The sequence below is a fragment of the Haladaptatus sp. CMAA 1909 genome (assembly GCF_043952005.1).
Lineage (GTDB): Archaea > Halobacteriota > Halobacteria > Halobacteriales > Haladaptataceae > Haladaptatus.
Genome location: NZ_JBIOAV010000001.1, coordinates 1,769,353 through 1,783,582, shown reverse-complemented (window position 1 = coordinate 1,783,582; position 14,230 = coordinate 1,769,353). Strand labels below are relative to the sequence as shown.

13 protein-coding genes and 1 pseudogene are annotated in these 14,230 nt (G+C 61.4%); 7 read left to right on the top strand and 7 right to left on the bottom strand.

Annotated elements, in window-relative coordinates; translation table 11 throughout:
* Positions 1–26 precede the first annotated feature (26 nt).
* Complete coding sequence (locus ACGYLY_RS09840; RefSeq protein WP_395281820.1) at positions 27–1,607, top strand: lamin tail domain-containing protein; 1,581 nt, start codon at positions 27–29, stop codon at positions 1,605–1,607.
* A 47-nt stretch (positions 1,608–1,654) separates the two neighbouring features.
* On the opposite strand, the gene ACGYLY_RS09835 is transcribed toward ACGYLY_RS09840, so the two are convergent.
* On the bottom strand, positions 1,655–2,245 hold the full coding sequence (locus ACGYLY_RS09835; protein WP_395281821.1) for a 50S ribosomal protein L15e: 591 nt from the start codon (positions 2,243–2,245) through the stop codon (positions 1,655–1,657).
* 227 nt (positions 2,246–2,472) lie between these two features.
* Between ACGYLY_RS09835 and ACGYLY_RS09830 the strand changes: the two genes are divergently transcribed.
* Positions 2,473–3,174: a hypothetical protein gene (locus ACGYLY_RS09830; RefSeq protein WP_395281822.1), complete on the top strand. Its 702-nt coding sequence runs from the start codon at positions 2,473–2,475 to the stop codon at positions 3,172–3,174.
* Positions 3,175–3,202: 28 nt separating this feature from the next.
* A complete protein-coding gene (locus ACGYLY_RS09825; protein WP_395281823.1) occupies positions 3,203–5,308 on the top strand; it encodes a hypothetical protein in 2,106 nt (701 codons plus the stop codon).
* A gap of 4 nt (positions 5,309–5,312) precedes the next feature.
* Here ACGYLY_RS09825 and ACGYLY_RS09820 read toward each other — a convergent pair whose 3' ends face one another.
* Positions 5,313–5,450: a hypothetical protein gene (locus ACGYLY_RS09820; RefSeq protein WP_231184296.1), complete on the bottom strand. Its 138-nt coding sequence runs from the start codon at positions 5,448–5,450 to the stop codon at positions 5,313–5,315.
* 221 nt (positions 5,451–5,671) lie between these two features.
* Between ACGYLY_RS09820 and ACGYLY_RS09815 the strand changes: the two genes are divergently transcribed.
* Positions 5,672–5,818, top strand: a complete 147-nt coding sequence (locus tag ACGYLY_RS09815) for a DUF1328 family protein (protein WP_395284124.1) — start codon at positions 5,672–5,674, stop codon at positions 5,816–5,818.
* Here ACGYLY_RS09815 and ACGYLY_RS09810 read toward each other — a convergent pair.
* Positions 5,815–6,732 (bottom strand): serine/threonine-protein kinase RIO2, encoded by a 918-nt coding sequence (locus ACGYLY_RS09810; RefSeq protein ID WP_395281825.1) that lies wholly within the window; start codon positions 6,730–6,732, stop codon positions 5,815–5,817. The two genes, ACGYLY_RS09815 and ACGYLY_RS09810, sit on opposite strands and share 4 nt — an antisense overlap.
* 157 nt (positions 6,733–6,889) lie before the next feature.
* On the opposite strand from ACGYLY_RS09810, the gene ACGYLY_RS09805 reads away from it, so the two are divergent.
* Positions 6,890–7,648: a methyltransferase domain-containing protein gene (locus tag ACGYLY_RS09805; RefSeq protein ID WP_395281826.1), complete on the top strand. Its 759-nt coding sequence runs from the start codon at positions 6,890–6,892 to the stop codon at positions 7,646–7,648.
* A 5-nt stretch (positions 7,649–7,653) separates the two neighbouring features.
* Here ACGYLY_RS09805 and ACGYLY_RS09800 read toward each other — a convergent pair whose 3' ends face one another.
* A complete protein-coding gene (locus ACGYLY_RS09800; RefSeq protein WP_395281827.1) occupies positions 7,654–8,067 on the bottom strand; it encodes a DUF5518 domain-containing protein in 414 nt (137 codons plus the stop codon).
* A 101-nt stretch (positions 8,068–8,168) separates the two neighbouring features.
* Here ACGYLY_RS09800 and ACGYLY_RS09795 point away from each other — a divergent pair, with 101 nt between their 5' ends.
* Positions 8,169–9,209, top strand: a complete 1,041-nt coding sequence (locus tag ACGYLY_RS09795) for an HdeD family acid-resistance protein (RefSeq protein WP_395281828.1) — start codon at positions 8,169–8,171, stop codon at positions 9,207–9,209.
* 17 nt (positions 9,210–9,226) lie between these two features.
* On the opposite strand, the pseudogene ACGYLY_RS09790 reads toward ACGYLY_RS09795, so the two are convergent.
* Positions 9,227–10,617 (bottom strand): annotated as a pseudogene (locus ACGYLY_RS09790) (MFS transporter).
* 567 nt (positions 10,618–11,184) lie between these two features.
* Here ACGYLY_RS09790 and ACGYLY_RS09785 point away from each other — a divergent pair.
* The gene (locus ACGYLY_RS09785; protein ID WP_395281830.1) at positions 11,185–12,393 is read left to right on the top strand and encodes a cytochrome P450; all 1,209 of its coding nucleotides are present in this window, start codon (positions 11,185–11,187) and stop codon (positions 12,391–12,393) included.
* 16 nt (positions 12,394–12,409) lie between these two features.
* Here the strand turns inward: ACGYLY_RS09785 and ACGYLY_RS09780 are convergent, their stop codons facing one another.
* On the bottom strand, positions 12,410–12,727 hold the full coding sequence (locus ACGYLY_RS09780) for a hypothetical protein (RefSeq protein WP_395281831.1): 318 nt from the start codon (positions 12,725–12,727) through the stop codon (positions 12,410–12,412).
* A gap of 1 nt (position 12,728) precedes the next feature.
* Positions 12,729–14,198: a sodium-dependent transporter gene (locus ACGYLY_RS09775; RefSeq protein WP_395281833.1), complete on the bottom strand. Its 1,470-nt coding sequence runs from the start codon at positions 14,196–14,198 to the stop codon at positions 12,729–12,731.
* Positions 14,199–14,230: the final 32 nt, after the last annotated feature.

Below are 14,230 nucleotides of genomic sequence, written 5' to 3'. Positions count from 1 at the left end.
CGGCTACGGTGCGTATCGGGGAACGTATGTCCACGACGGCCACCGTCGCCGAAGTTACCGACGGCGACACGATAGACGTCCGGTTCGACGACGGAACCACCGAAACGGTCCGAATCATCGGCATCGACACGCCGGAAACGACCGACAACGCCGATGCCGAGCGCCGCGCCGAGTGGGAGGGAATCGAGGAACTGAACTATCTCGGCCGGTGGGGAGAAGCGGCGAGTCGGTTCGCGAAGGACGAACTCGCCGGGGCGACGGTCGACCTCCTGACGGACCAAAACGAACCGAACAGGGGAAGCTACGGTCGGCTCCTGCGATACGTTCGGTACGACGCCGACGACACCGGCGAACGGGAGACGGTCTACAATCGCGAGGCCGTCGCCGAAGGGTTCGCTCGCGTCTACGACTCCGGATTCACACACCACGACGAGTACTCCAAACTGGAAGTCACCGCGAGGAGAGGACACCGACACGTCTGGACGAAGAGCAACGTCGCCGCCGCTCCCGAAGTTCGGGACCGGTCCGTGGAGAAACTCTTCGTGTCCACCCCCGCGAGCATCGAAACCGACGGCGAGCCGGTTTCATCGGACAGGGTTCCCGTCTTCGCCGCCGAAACCGCGACGCAGCGTCCAGGGGACGGAACCGCATACGAGAAGCGGATTCCGTTGGTCGCCGTCGACGAATCGGCGTCCGTCGCGCTGGTCGGCGGCCCGCTCATCGACGAGACGTACGAGCAGGCGGAGGGGTTCCCGGCCGACACCAGTCGCTACGGAAACTTCCCCTTCCTCACCAATGTGGTCGCCTCGCTCACCGAACGGTCGGGCGCAGTCCTGATGGACGGCGGACACGGGCAGTTCAACGCGGAGTACGCCCTTTCCGCCGAGGATACCGCTTACTACGGGCGATATTTGGAAGGGCAGGACCTCCGGCTACGACAGGTGAACGAGTTGGCGGGGGACGGTGCGCTGAACGGACGGGCGCTCCTCGTGACGCCGCCCGCCGAACCGTTCACGGCGGCGGAGCGGGAGGCGGTCGCATCCTTTGCGGAATCCGGGGGTGCGGTCGTTCTGGTCGGGCATTCCGACGAAGGCATGCCCGACGAGGCGCGGTCACGATTGAACGCGCTCGCCGTCGAAATCGGGACCGACCTCAGGCTGAACGACGACCGGGTGGCGGACGAAACCGCCAACTTGAACGACGACCCGTCCCTGCCGACGACGACCGAACTGAACGCGTCGTTCGACCTGTTCGACGCGCACACCCCGGACTCCGCGTCGGAACCGCCGCTCTCGATTACCGAGGTACACCCGAGCTCCGAGGACGGGTCCGGTTCGCCGACGGCGGAATCCATCGTCGTGGAGAACACGACCGACCGGCCGCTCGATTTGACCGGCTGGCGGGTAACGGACGAGGCCGAACACGAGTACCGGTTTCCGGACGGATTCACGCTCCCGCCCGGAACAGCGGCCACGCTTCGAACGGGGACCGGAACCGACGAAGTCGTCCTTAACTGGGGTCGCTCCCGAAGCGTCTGGAACGACGACGGGGACACGGTTTCCGTGTTCGACGATACGGATTCCCTCGTGACGGAACGCTCGTACTGACGTCTCTCGGGGAGTTATCGACCAAAAAATCGAAATCGGCGAACGCGTTACTTGCCGCGGCCTTTGCCGCTGGAGTTGCTCGGTCGGGTGTGTTCCGTACCCTTGCCGCGCTGTTGGAGGCCGCGGTTTCGCTGTCCCGCACTCGTGAGGCCACGGTGGGCGCGGCCGCGGTGCGAGTCGTCACAGATCCAGTTGAGGTCCGTGTCGTTCTGGATGGCGGGGTGCTCGGGGTCCACCAGAATCACTTCGTGCCACTTCTGGCTGCCGTCCTCGCCGACCCAGTAGGAGTTGAGGACGCGAAGGTTCGGGTACTTCTTGCTGACGCGCTCCTCGGCGATGCGCTGGATGTTCTTCCGCCGTCCGAGGCGGTTGACACCCTGACGCTTGGAACGGCGTCCGGCCTTGTGTCGCTGTTTGCGCGCGCCGCCTTTGCGGACGCTCGCGCGTGCCACGACGACGCCCTGCTTGGCCTTGTAGCCGAGCGAGCGGGCGCGGTCGAGTCGGGTCGGGCGGTCGATTCGCTCGATGGCGCCCTGTTTTCGCCAGTCCTGTTTTCGTTGCCACTGGAGTTCGGCGAGTTTGCCGTCGTCCGGGTCCTTCCACGCGTCTCGAATGTGGGAGTAGAAACTTTTTGCCATGGTCTATCACCACGGGCGTTGGGTGGTTCAGCGCGTTCGGCGGTAGCCCGCCTCCTCGCGATTCGGTCGAATCGCGTACGCCACATTCCGTCCTGCTGTCGCAGGTGCCCGCTGGTGCCCGTCTTCCAGCGAGTTATCGAACGTTCCCGGTTGGCGGGTTTAAGGCCTTCGTATTGGTTCGTCGAAATCAGAGATGTTTTATAAAATTACGAAGGATACAATGTAAGATGAATGACTGTCGGTCGTTATTCCGGGACGAGGAGGACGTGTACGTGTTCCGGGACCACCTCGAAAGCCTCCGACAGCACGGAAGCAATCTCCTCGTCACCGGTGAAGTGTCACAACGCGTTACGAATCGAGCGTCACGAACCCTCTTCGGCGACGATATACACGACCGAAAGCGGGTTCTTGCACTCACTGATGCGGGAATCAACACCGCGAACGAACACTTCCCGGTCGACGTTTCTCCCGACGACTCCTCCGTCTGGCTCATCGACCGCGGGAACCGCCGCCGTTCCCTTCCGCAGGCGGCCGCCAGCATCGGCGAAACCCTTCCGCCGTTGGACGGGAAAAACGGCCTTCACGAACTCCGCGAGGAGATAGTGACCGCCACGGGATACTACGACGACGCGACGGACGGCGTCGCCCCGGCGGAGCTTCGGCTCTGTGTCGATTCGCTGAACTACCTCGTCGACGAGCAGGACCTTCTCGAACTCAAGCGTTTTCTCCGTTCCATCTGTGCCATCATCAAGGGCGTGCGTGGAATGGCGCACTACCACTTTTCGGTGCCGGACGACGACGCAACGGTTGCGGAGTTATCGTCCCTGTTCGACGCGCGGATCGAACTCCGTCAACGGAACGGTGACCACCCCGACCACCGGTGGCACGTACCGTCCCTCGACATGACGACCGCGTGGGTAGATCTATGAATATACGGAGTCTGTAACACACGAAATCGTGGACCCACAGTTCGAGTCGTTGGCGGCGAGACCCGGTATCGAGATCCGGGACCCCATCGAAACGGTTCGCTTCGAGTTGCACACGCCGCGTGCCGTCGAACCGACGCCAGCGGACGCCGATTCGTTCTACTATCCGGTCGATTCGGCCGTAACCATCGAGACGGGCGAAATCGTCCTCCCGATACTGGCGAGCGTTTTCGCCTATTCGGCGGATGGTGAGTTCGACCGAAGTTTCACCCCGAACAGCGACTCCGAACTAACGCTCGATTCCGGACCACGATACTTCCAGATCAACGGGACGCCGATAGTCATCTACCTCTCGTTCTCTTCCGCGGTCACGATTCGAAAGTCGGAGACAGAGATACGACTCTCGTTCGACGGACCGACACCGATTCGAATCGGCGCACGCTCGTACCACGAAGCGCCGGAAGGAACCGTCACCGTCACCGGGTCGGTACGGGACACGATGCGCGCGCTCTCGACGTTCGGGTCGGCGCTCAAGATGACGACCCCCGACCGCGCCCATCCGACCCTCCGAGGCCACCCGCCGCTGGTGGAACTGGGCGACGAATTTCACGTCCCGGAGTCCATCGACCCGCCGGACACCGGCGTTCGACTCGAACTGCCCCTGATGCACGAGAAGGTCTTTCCGGCGGCGTCGCTGGCCTACTACCTCGGTGCGGAGGTGGTTCCGACCGGCGGGACTCCGAAACTGGTCGCCGGTGAGTTCGAGTACTCCCTCGAAAGCGACGGAACGTACGAGGAGACCCTCCACCGTCTCCTCCGCCAGACCGCGTTTCTCGACTGTCTGGTCCGAACAGAGGGAATCGTCAAAGAAGAACTCTACGAACGGAAGCAACTCGAACCGCGGCTCGACATGGACTTCGAGAAGGTGTACCACAGTTCGCTTCCCGAGCAGTTGGAGACGTACCTCTCGATTCCGTTCGAGGCGATTTCGGAGTACGTCCCGACGTGGACCCTGACGACTGACGTCACGCCGCTGGAAAAACACGCTTCAGTACTGCCGTTTCTCGTGTACGACCTCTCCCAGATTCGCTCTGCGCCGCTTCAGTCCTCGGAACAGTCGATTTCGAAGCCACAGATGTTCGACGACTTCTACCGAACGGGATTCACGCAGGAACAAAAGCGGGAGTTCGAAAACGCGGAATTCCTTCGAGGGGTAAGTGACCGAACTGACGCAGGGAAAATCGTCCGACCCGACCCCGTGGAGACGACCGAACACGCGTGGGTCGGTGACGGATATCCGTTGGGTGCGAACAAACTGACGGTCGAAACCCTCAAACGGCGATTTGACTACTCCGCACCGAACAAATCCAGTATCAGCATTTACGTCGTCTGTAACGACGCCGAGATGAATGACGAAATCGTGGATGAACTGTACGGGTTTCGTGAACTGGTCGAGTACGACATAACCATCGACTACAATCGAACCGTGGCCGAGTTGCGTGAGATACTAGAGACACCCGTAGATTTGTTCCACTACATCGGTCATGTAGATGATAGCGGATTCCTCTGTGTGGACGGTAGTTTGGACGCTCAGACACTCGATGACGTTGGTATCAAGGCCTTCTTTTTGAACGCTTGTTCTTCGTATGAACAGGGAATGGCACTGATTGGGAAAGGAAGTATGGGCGGTGTAGTTACGCTTGACGACGTTGCCAATGAAACGGCTACACGGGTTGGTCGAACCTTTGCGGCTTTCCTGAACAGTGGCTTCCCGTTACGAACAGCACTGTCGATTGCTCGAAGCGAATCCGTATCTGGCTATCGATACATTACGCTCGGAAATGGGAGTCGATCGTTGGTGCAATCTAATGGTGGGATTCCGAGTTGGATATCAATCACGTCGAAGGAAGATAATCAATATAATCTCACATTCGACACTTTTCTCGATCCCCGATGTCAATTTGGGTCTACATATACTGTAAATGTACTTGGTCGCACATCGAGAACTCTCGTTTCAAGCGATACCTCTTTTGAAAACGTAATCGTTGCAGATCTTGAAGATTTTTTAGAACTAGAGCAACAACCAGCAACTATCAACGGTCAAATCCATTGGAATCCGATTGACTTTATTAATTAAAACTCTACGGACCACCCGTCGCTTCTGCCGTCCCGCCTGCGACCACGGGAACGACCTCCATCAGTAGCAGACTGGCCATAAACAAAACGCCGATCATTCGTGGGTGCTGTTCGAGGTATGTGGCAACATCGTTTCGTGCCATACATATCCTATTTTCTCCAAACAAAATCAATTTATTTAATCAGTTTTAACAAGACAATTATTATACGAAGCCTCGATTTCTCTGATAAAATCTCGTTTCGGCCATAAATAACATACGATACTTGCTAATTCAGCCCGTGAGAGGAAGTAACTAGCCCGGAAATCAACGTGCATGTATCTCGCACACAGATACGGCGTCGACGGGGTGAGTCGCTAATGGCGATTCTCGAACTCGCAATCGCGTTCGCCGTCCTCGCTATCGTCGCTGGCGTCCTCGGCGCGGGTGGCGTCGCTGGCATGTCGATGGACATCGCCAAGTGGTTGATAATCGTGTTCCTCATCTTGGCGGTGGTGTCCTACGTCATCTAAGGTCCGTCGTCCGCGTAGTTGCTGACCGATTCGAACTCGTTTTCCGCGATTGCACGCGCGACTTCCGGTACGTCTACGTCTCTGACGAGACGGGGGTATTTCCGCTCGAAGTAGCCCACGATGTTGCGAACGTCGCGTTCGAGGAACTCCGCCGCGTTCTGGTGGTCGGTCGGAATCGATTGCGGCCAGTCGAAGATGGTGATTCCGTCGCTGTTGACGAACACGTTGTACTCGCTCATGTCGGCGTGGACGTATCCGCCCTCGTACGCGTCGCCGACCTCGCGGAGCACGAGATCGAGGACGGGAACGACCTGTTCGTCCTCGAACTTCGAGCGCGCGAGTTCCACGCCGTCTAACTTCTCCATCACGATGGCGTGGCGATTGTGGTCGATGGGACGGGGAACGCTCACGTCCGGGTACAGCGCTTCGAGGATATCGTGCTCCCGTTCGGCGGCTTTCCGAGCGGTGTAGAGCCACGAGACGTGCTCGCGGTCGGACGTGTAATCGCGCTCTTTCATCACCTCGCGGAAGTTGGTGTAGCCCTCGCGGTGGTACTTCAACGCCATCGGGCGAAACGACTGCACTTCGTACACGTCGCTTTCCTTGCCGACGCCGAGCGGTGAGCCGACGCCCTGAATCGTATCGCGTTCGGAAAACGCACGAAGCGCGAGCGCGTCGTACCCTTCGAACGTGAGCGTGTAGCCCTCGTACTGGATGGTCTTGCGTCGGAGGAGTTCGCGGTCGAGACAGCGGTCGATTCGATACGCCACTTCCTCCGCGGTCAACCGCGAGAAGTTTGGAATCTTCTCCTTCTGTACCCATTCGCTAAAGCGCATTCCCTGCTCGACGCCCGAGAGGAGATAGAAGTCCTCCTGTTCCAACTCGGCCATCTCGGGCGCGACGTTCCGAACCATCGCGTTCGCCTACTCGTCCGGCGCGTAAGGGAGTTCCGCCACGAGTCGGGACCGTATTGGTCCCCGTCGAGAGGAACTGTCTCCGTGCGTATCGAACGTACACGTGGGTTTACACGCATGCGGACACGCCATCACGGTATGGACGAGATGGTGTACGATGCGAAAGCCGCCCGTCGTGAGGAGGAAATCTACCGAACCTCAGCGGCCGCCGAACGCCGGTGCCGCGTGCGCGAAGCACTACGACCCTGCCCCCGACGAGACCGTCCTCTCCCTCGGTCCGGGTCCGGGGTTCGAACCCGCGGAACTGGCCGCCGAGTGCGACGTCCGGTCCATAATCGGCGTCGAACGGAGCCCCGCGATGCTCGGGCTGGCGAACGAGCGATGCGGCGAAGACGAGGGTGTGGAACTGGTCGAAGGCAAGGCGACGGCCCTCCCGCTTTCCGACGAGGCCGTCGATGCCGCGGTTTCCGTGCAGGTGTACGGCTACGTCGAGGAACTCGAGGAGGCTCTCGCGGAACTCGAACGGGTACTGCGTCCCGGCGCTTCCGCGGTCGTCTACGTAACCGACTGGGAGACGCTCGTCTGGCGCGTCGGCGACCCGGACCTCGCGGCGCGAGTGTACGAAACGTGGAAGCGCCACTGCACACGGCCGCGTCTCGGATCGGCGATGACCGCGCCGCTACGCGAGGCGGGATTTCGGGTCGAGCGCGTCGAACCGTACACCATCTGTAACACGAGTTTGGCGGGAACCTTCGCAGGGCGACTGGTGCCGGAAGTGCGGGACCATACGGCCGACGTGCTGAGCCGAGAAGTCGCTGACGCGTGGGAAAGCACCGTTCGAAACCGAGAGCGCGCTGGCGAGACGTTTTTCACTCTCACCGGGTCGCTGTATCGCGTGTCGAAAATTCGGTCGTGATCGGTTCAGCGGGTCGCAGGTTCAGGCGGCTTGACGCCGCGCTTCTGCCGCGAACCCTTCAACCAACCACCGAGCGCTCCCGCGATACCGCTCGGAATGGCGAACAGGAGCGCGACGACGATACCGACGAGGAGCACCCCTGTTCCCGCGAACACGCTTCCCACGGGGCCGGCAAGGCTCCCGACGAGCGCGCCGCCGAACGCGAGCAGTACCGCACCGACGATGCCGCCGAACGCGCCCGCGAGTAACCCGTTCCACGTTCCGTTCCCGATTCCGTTCCCCGCGATGTAACCGGCGATGAATCCCCCGATAACGCCCCCGCCGATGGTACCGACGACCGGCAGGACTAGCCCGCCGAACGTGCCGATAACGACCATGACGATGAACCCGAGCACCACCGCTCTCCAATTCGTTGCCATAAGTCTGTTTACGCCGGACGAGGATATAGCGGAATCGTCCCTCTCGACGGTGACAGGACCGCTGAAACGGTAAGGACTCGGCGACAGTACCGTAACCATCGATGAACGGGAACAGGGGTTTGCGGCGTCGAGTCGACTTCGACCCCACGTCGAACGACTCGATCGACGTGACCGACGGGCGGGGCGGAATTTCCGGCGACCGAACGACGCGTCTCGCGTGGACCCGAACGATCCTCTCGTACATCAGAACGGGGTTCGCGTCGTTCATCTTCGGTATCGCCCTCATTCGCCTCTTCGCGGGGAAACTGACCGACTACACGGGAGTCTTCTTCCTGCTCGTGGGTGCGTTGTTCGTCCTCGGTGGTCTCTATCTGTTCGTCGCTTCCAGTCGACGTCGCGTCCGTTCCAGAGGGGTTCGTTCCGGCCGACTATTCGTTTATGCTGTTCCCCGGCGTAGGACTCAACGGAGGGGGAACATGAGTCACGACGTTCGACCGGAAGAGCATTCGCGGGAACGAGTACCGAACACGGCGACGGAAAACTGGCGACTCTTCCTGAGTGTCGGGGTGCTATTGGTTATCCTGAGTATCGTCGCCGTGGTCGGTGCCGAACAGGTACTCGTCGGACTTGGGAGCGTCCTCATCGTGCTCCCGTTCGCGGCGACCATCGCCGTCTCGTTGCTGTTCGGCGTGCTGTTACTGATCGGTGGGACGGTTCTCACCGCGACTGGGTTCGGGGCGAGGGAGTGGAAGGGAAGGCGGTTAGAGATACTTCTCGCGGCCGTCTATACGGTCTTCGGCCTCGCGCTCCTCCTCAATCCGCTGGTCGAGGCAACGTCGTTTACGGCCCTGTTGCTCGTCTTCTTCCTCCTCGGCGGCCTGCTCGAACTCGGGGCGGGTCTTCGAACCCGCCCCGAGTCGGGATGGCCGTGGCTCGTCCTCAGTGGCGTCGTCGCGTTGGTGGCGGGTGCTATCGTCCTGTTCGTCCCGTCGGTCGGGGCGCTCCGCACCGTCGGCCTGATCTTCGGCGTGAACCTGTTCACGAGCGGTGTCTCCCTCGTCGCCACCGCGATGGGGCGGAGAAAGGTGGCACGCGACCGTGACGCGTTCGTCGCGCCGCCGACCGACGCCCCGCATCGCTAGGGGCGACTGTTTTCACGCTACTCGTCGTTCTCCGACCGCTGCTTTCCGGGCAGGAATCCGGAGAGCAGCAACTGGATGAGGACGAACACGACGACGATGAGTCGGGTTCGCTCGCTCGCCGAAACGCGGATTCCCGTGGAGTGAAGCACCCGGTCGACGATGCCGCCGTACAGGCTCGCCAGGAAGATGCTTCCGACGACGGCGTTGCCGAAGCCTCGCCCGAACTCCTTTCCCGTTTCGAGGATACCCGAGGCCCCCCCGCTCTCTTCGCTGCCGGCCGAGGACAGGGACACGTTCGAAACGGGTGCTCGCATGAGTCCGGCACCCGCGCCGAACACGGCCAGCGGAACGACCATCGCCTCGACCGAGACGGTCGGGGACAGCACGTACCCGAGCAGGAGGAGGCCCGCGACGAACAACGCGATGCTGACCTGAATCATCCCTTTCGGTGAGAGGTATCCTTCTACCCACCCCGAGCCGATAGAGACGAGGATGGCGGCGACCGCGAACGGCAGGAACGCGATACCGATGGTCAACGGGTCGAACCCGGCCGCCATCGCGAGGAACGTCGGCAGGACGAACCCGAACCCGGTCGTGACGACGCTGTAGATGCCGTAGATCGAGAGCCCAGTCACGTACACGCGGTTCGTGAACAGTTTCGGCCGGAAGAGCGCGGCTTCGCTGCGGGAGAGCCGTCGTTGCTCCCACTCGATGAGACCCCACAGCACGATCAATCCGAATCCGAACACGAACGGAACGACCGAGAGGCCGAAGGGAGCTATCCGAACGCCCTCGATGACGAGCGGTCGAATCGGGGTCACCCAGCCGTACTGGCCCGCCAACAGGAACGCGAGGATGACGGACCCGACACTGAGGAAGGACAGGACGGTTCCGCCCCAATCGAACGCCGCTTCTTCCTCCGTCTCGGTTTCGCGGACCGAAAACAGCAGCGTGAAGGCGACGAGCAGGCCGACGCTTTCCAGCCCGATGGCCAACCGCCAGGTGGCGACGGTGGCCAGAAACCCCATCAACAACGCCCGACGGCTTGCGCCGACGCGGTGACCGCGCCCCAAACGCCGAACGCCGTGGCCCGTCGCTTCCCCTCGTACGTGGCGAGAAGCAACGCCAGCGAGATGGGCGTCACCATCGTGTCGGCGAGGGCCTTGATGACGGACCACCCGAGGACGAAAATCCCGAGCGACGGGCTCAACGCGCCGATGAGCGTTCCGATCGAGAAGAGGACGATACCGTATCGGAATATCCGTTTGTTCCCGTAGAGGACGCCCAGTCCGGCACCGGTCAGCAACAGCGGCGCGTCCACCACCGAGTAGATGGCGAGCGCGGCCTGAACCCCGCTCGTGCTCGTCCGTAGGTCGGTACTGATCGGTTCGATGGCCACCGGAATCATCGACGCGTCGAGGCTGACGACGAACATGACGATGGTCACGACGACGAGCGTTCCCCACGTATCGAGAAACGAACCGGATTTCCGATCGGTCCCCGCTTCCACATCCGCGGTATCAGTCGCCACGCTCACCCTCCGTTGGAACAGTCGACAACTGCTGTCGCTCGTGTTCCCGATGTTTCGTGCCCATGAGAACCCCCGAACGAGGTACGACACTCACGGTGATAAATAATGTTCATAAATTTATTCTATGGCTGATGAATGACCGTTCGACTGCCAAATACGGACCGACGATTCGACCCGAAATCACGCGTGCCATCTTGTGATCGAAGGCCGACGATCTCGGCAGACCGTTTCACGACCTCACCATCACCCTCGGCACAAGGGCGGTTCGACCGTGTGGTCGTGAAAAGAGGAAAACGGAGAACCCAGCGGGTAACCGAGCAGTCAATCGCCGCCTTCCCTCCGAAACGCGCGATCCGACGAGCAACTGTGGGGCTTCGATGCCATTTGTCCCGGAAAGCGCCTCGACCAAAAAACCTACAAACTGACTGAACGATCATTCAGTCGATGGACTCCCCCGATAAACCGAACGCGGCCCTCCGTCCTCCAACGGAACTGCGCGACAGAGAGCGACAACTCGCACCGTTCGACTGGTACGCGGAGATGCGCCGGGATGCACCGATACGGTACGACGAGCGTCGGAACATCTGGGACGTCTTCCGGTACGAGGACGTCGACCGGGTTCTCTCCGATCACGACGCCTTCACGTCGGGCGTGCGGGACGCCACCGAGGTGTCGTTCGACGACGACGATCAGGCGTTCAACCGGACGATGATCAACACGGAACCGCCGGAACACGACAGGCTTCGTGGCTTCGTCGACGAACGGTTTCGGCCGGGAACGATACGCGAATTCCGACCCCGAATCGAGGAGTTGGCGGACGAGTTTCTGGACGCTATCGAGGACGAAGACCGAATCGAGGTCGTCGGCGATTTCGCGTATCCGTTTCCCGTGACCGTCATCGCGGAACTGCTCGGTATCCCCGCCGACCGCCGTGACCAGTTCAAGGCGTGGTCCGACGCGCTCGTCGCCAGCCCACGCGACGAGACGGAAGCGGCGATAGAGGAGAACCAAGAACGCCGTCAACGAGCCTCCCGCGAGATGAGCGATTACTTCGCCGACCTCCTCGACGAACGGGCCGACGGCGACGGCGACGACCTCGTCACGCTCGCCGCGACCAGCGACGACCTCGAACGAAGCGAGAAGATCGGGTTCTGTATGCTCCTTCTCACCGCGGGCAACATCACCACGACGAACCTCATCACCAACGCCGTCTGGTGTTTCGACGACCACGGCGTGACCGACGCCGTTCGGACGGGCGACGTCGACCGAAAACGGGCCATCGAGGAGGTGCTTCGATACCGCTCCCCAGTGCAGTCGCTTCGCCGCGTCGCCGCCCGCGACGTCGAACTCGGCGGAAAAACCATCGAAGCCGGAGACCTGATCGCGGCGTGGGTCGGGTCCGCGAACCGCGACCCCGACGTGTTCGACGTGCCCGACGAGTTCCGGCCCGAACGAAGCCCGAACCGACACATCGCGTTCGGGAAGGGTATTCACTACTGCCTCGGTGCGCCCCTCGCGCGCGTCGAGGCGAACGTCGCGCTCGAAGCGCTGTTCGAACGATTCGACGTCGTCGAGCCCACCGAAGCGACGAAGAAACCGGTTCCCAGCCAGGTTCTGTACGGACTCGAAAGCCTTCCGTGCAGTGTGGAATAAAAATCGAAGTACCGCACTACAGCTTTTCGAGCGAGTCTATCTCGCTCCGATCCCAGTCGTAGAACGTCGTGTCGATTCGCCTAAGCGTATCGACACATTCGTTGTATCGGTCGCGGGCCTCGTCCGCGTGCTTGTCGCCGGGATTCGCCCGAATCCACTCCCGGAGTTCGGTCAACGAACGGGGCGAGTAGGTGTCGATTTCCCCCTGTTCGTTCAGCAGTTCGAGCTTCTCGTCCTCGTCCCGGAGCGAACGGACGAGCGCCCAGACCGCGGTTCCCCAGAGGACGGCGATCGCACCGAGCATGACCACCCACGTGATCATCGAGAGTGCCATCTCAGTCACCCCCTCCTGCGGCAGTTTCCGGCGCTTCACGCGAGCCTCCGCGGCCGCGAAGTGCGCCCATGATGAGGACGGAACCGACGAGCAGGACGGCCATCAGCACGACGCCACCGACCGTCTGGGCCAGCGATTTGCTCATGTATGTTACGACGTATATGGCCATTATCAACACCATCACTATCGGGATGAGGTACTTGATGATGCCGACCCACCATCTGCCGACGTGGATGTCCGAATTGCGGTTGAGCGCGATGACGCGCATGGGTTCGGCTTCGAGTTTCCATCCGACGGTCAGGATGATGAGCAGGGTCGCGAGCGGCAGGCCCCAGTTCCCGAACATGAAGTCCATCGTGTTGAGGAAGTCCCCGGAATAGGCGCTCGGTAGGCTGAGCAGCCAAATGATACCGACGACGGCGAGCACGGTGCTCTTCCGGCTCAATCTCGTCTCCTCGGAAATCGTCGTCACCGCGACTTCCGTGATGGCGAGTCCGGACGAGAACGTGGCGAACAGGAAGCCGACGAAGAACAGGATGGCCCAGACCTGCCCGCCCGCCATGCCTCCGAACACTTTGGGGAGCGCGACGAATGCCAGTTGGGAACCGGCGCTCGGTTCGAGGTCGAACGCGAACACCGCCGGGAAGGTGGCGAAGATAGCGAGCAGTCCGATGCTCGTGTTACCGATGGCGGTGAACACCCCGCCGCCAAGGGGTACGTCGTCGTTCTTGCTGAGGTAGCTCCCGAAGGTGAGTGCAATCCCCCAGCCCAGACCGGTCGAGAACAGCGCCTGTCCGAGCGCGGCGATCCACGTGGACGATTTACTGAGGTACTCCCATTTCGGGGTGAACGCGAACGCGAGTCCGTCCATCGAACCGGGGAGCGTGAGTCCCTTGATTCCGATCGCGATGAGCGCGAGGACGAGGAACGGAATCATCCATTTGACGACGCGCTCGATGCCGTCCTTGATACCGAACAGGAGCACGCCGGCCGTCGCCGCCATTGCGAGCGTGTCCATCCCGACGGTGAGCATCGGCGATCCGGAAAACGAGTCCCAGAACGCCCCCGACGCGAAGCCCTGTTGTGAAAAGGTCAACAGGAGCGAGTGCGCCGCGTAGTACAGCGTCCACCCGATGATGGGCGCGTAGTACGACATCAGCGCGATGTTCACGATTACGACGACCAACCCGAGTCCCTCCGCCCGGCCCTCGCCGAAGGCGGATTTGAACGCACCGATGACGCCCCGATCCGTGTAGGACCCGAACACCGTCTCGGCCATCAGGCCGGGAACGGCGATGAGGAACAGGAGGATGACGTACGCTACGAGGAACGCACCACCCCCGTTTTCTCCCGTCGTGAACGGCATCCGCCATATGTTTCCCGCGCCGACCATCGCACCGAGCATCGCCATGAGGAAGCCGAACCTGCTCCCCCACTGCTCCCGTACTGTCCGTGCGCTAGCATCTGACATGGTTACGGCGGGTCCGACGGGAGGCAGAAACT

Excerpts from the sequence above, each read along its gene's own strand:
- ACGYLY_RS09835 (WP_395281821.1), bottom strand. The coding sequence starts at position 2,245 with ATGGCAAAAAGTTTCTACTCCCACATTCGAGACGCGTGGAAGGACCCG.
- ACGYLY_RS09795 (WP_395281828.1), top strand. The coding sequence starts at position 8,169 with ATGAACGGGAACAGGGGTTTGCGGCGTCGAGTCGACTTCGACCCCACG.
- ACGYLY_RS09800 (WP_395281827.1), bottom strand. The coding sequence starts at position 8,067 with ATGGCAACGAATTGGAGAGCGGTGGTGCTCGGGTTCATCGTCATGGTC.
- ACGYLY_RS09840 (WP_395281820.1), top strand. The coding sequence starts at position 27 with ATGTCCACGACGGCCACCGTCGCCGAAGTTACCGACGGCGACACGATA.
- ACGYLY_RS09775 (WP_395281833.1), bottom strand. The coding sequence starts at position 14,198 with ATGTCAGATGCTAGCGCACGGACAGTACGGGAGCAGTGGGGGAGCAGG.
- ACGYLY_RS09810 (WP_395281825.1), bottom strand. The coding sequence starts at position 6,732 with ATGGTTCGGAACGTCGCGCCCGAGATGGCCGAGTTGGAACAGGAGGAC.
- ACGYLY_RS09830 (WP_395281822.1), top strand. The coding sequence starts at position 2,473 with ATGAATGACTGTCGGTCGTTATTCCGGGACGAGGAGGACGTGTACGTG.
- ACGYLY_RS09780 (WP_395281831.1), bottom strand. The coding sequence starts at position 12,727 with ATGGCACTCTCGATGATCACGTGGGTGGTCATGCTCGGTGCGATCGCC.
- ACGYLY_RS09820 (WP_231184296.1), bottom strand. The coding sequence starts at position 5,450 with ATGGCACGAAACGATGTTGCCACATACCTCGAACAGCACCCACGAATG.
- ACGYLY_RS09785 (WP_395281830.1), top strand. The coding sequence starts at position 11,185 with ATGGACTCCCCCGATAAACCGAACGCGGCCCTCCGTCCTCCAACGGAA.
- ACGYLY_RS09805 (WP_395281826.1), top strand. The coding sequence starts at position 6,890 with ATGCGAAAGCCGCCCGTCGTGAGGAGGAAATCTACCGAACCTCAGCGG.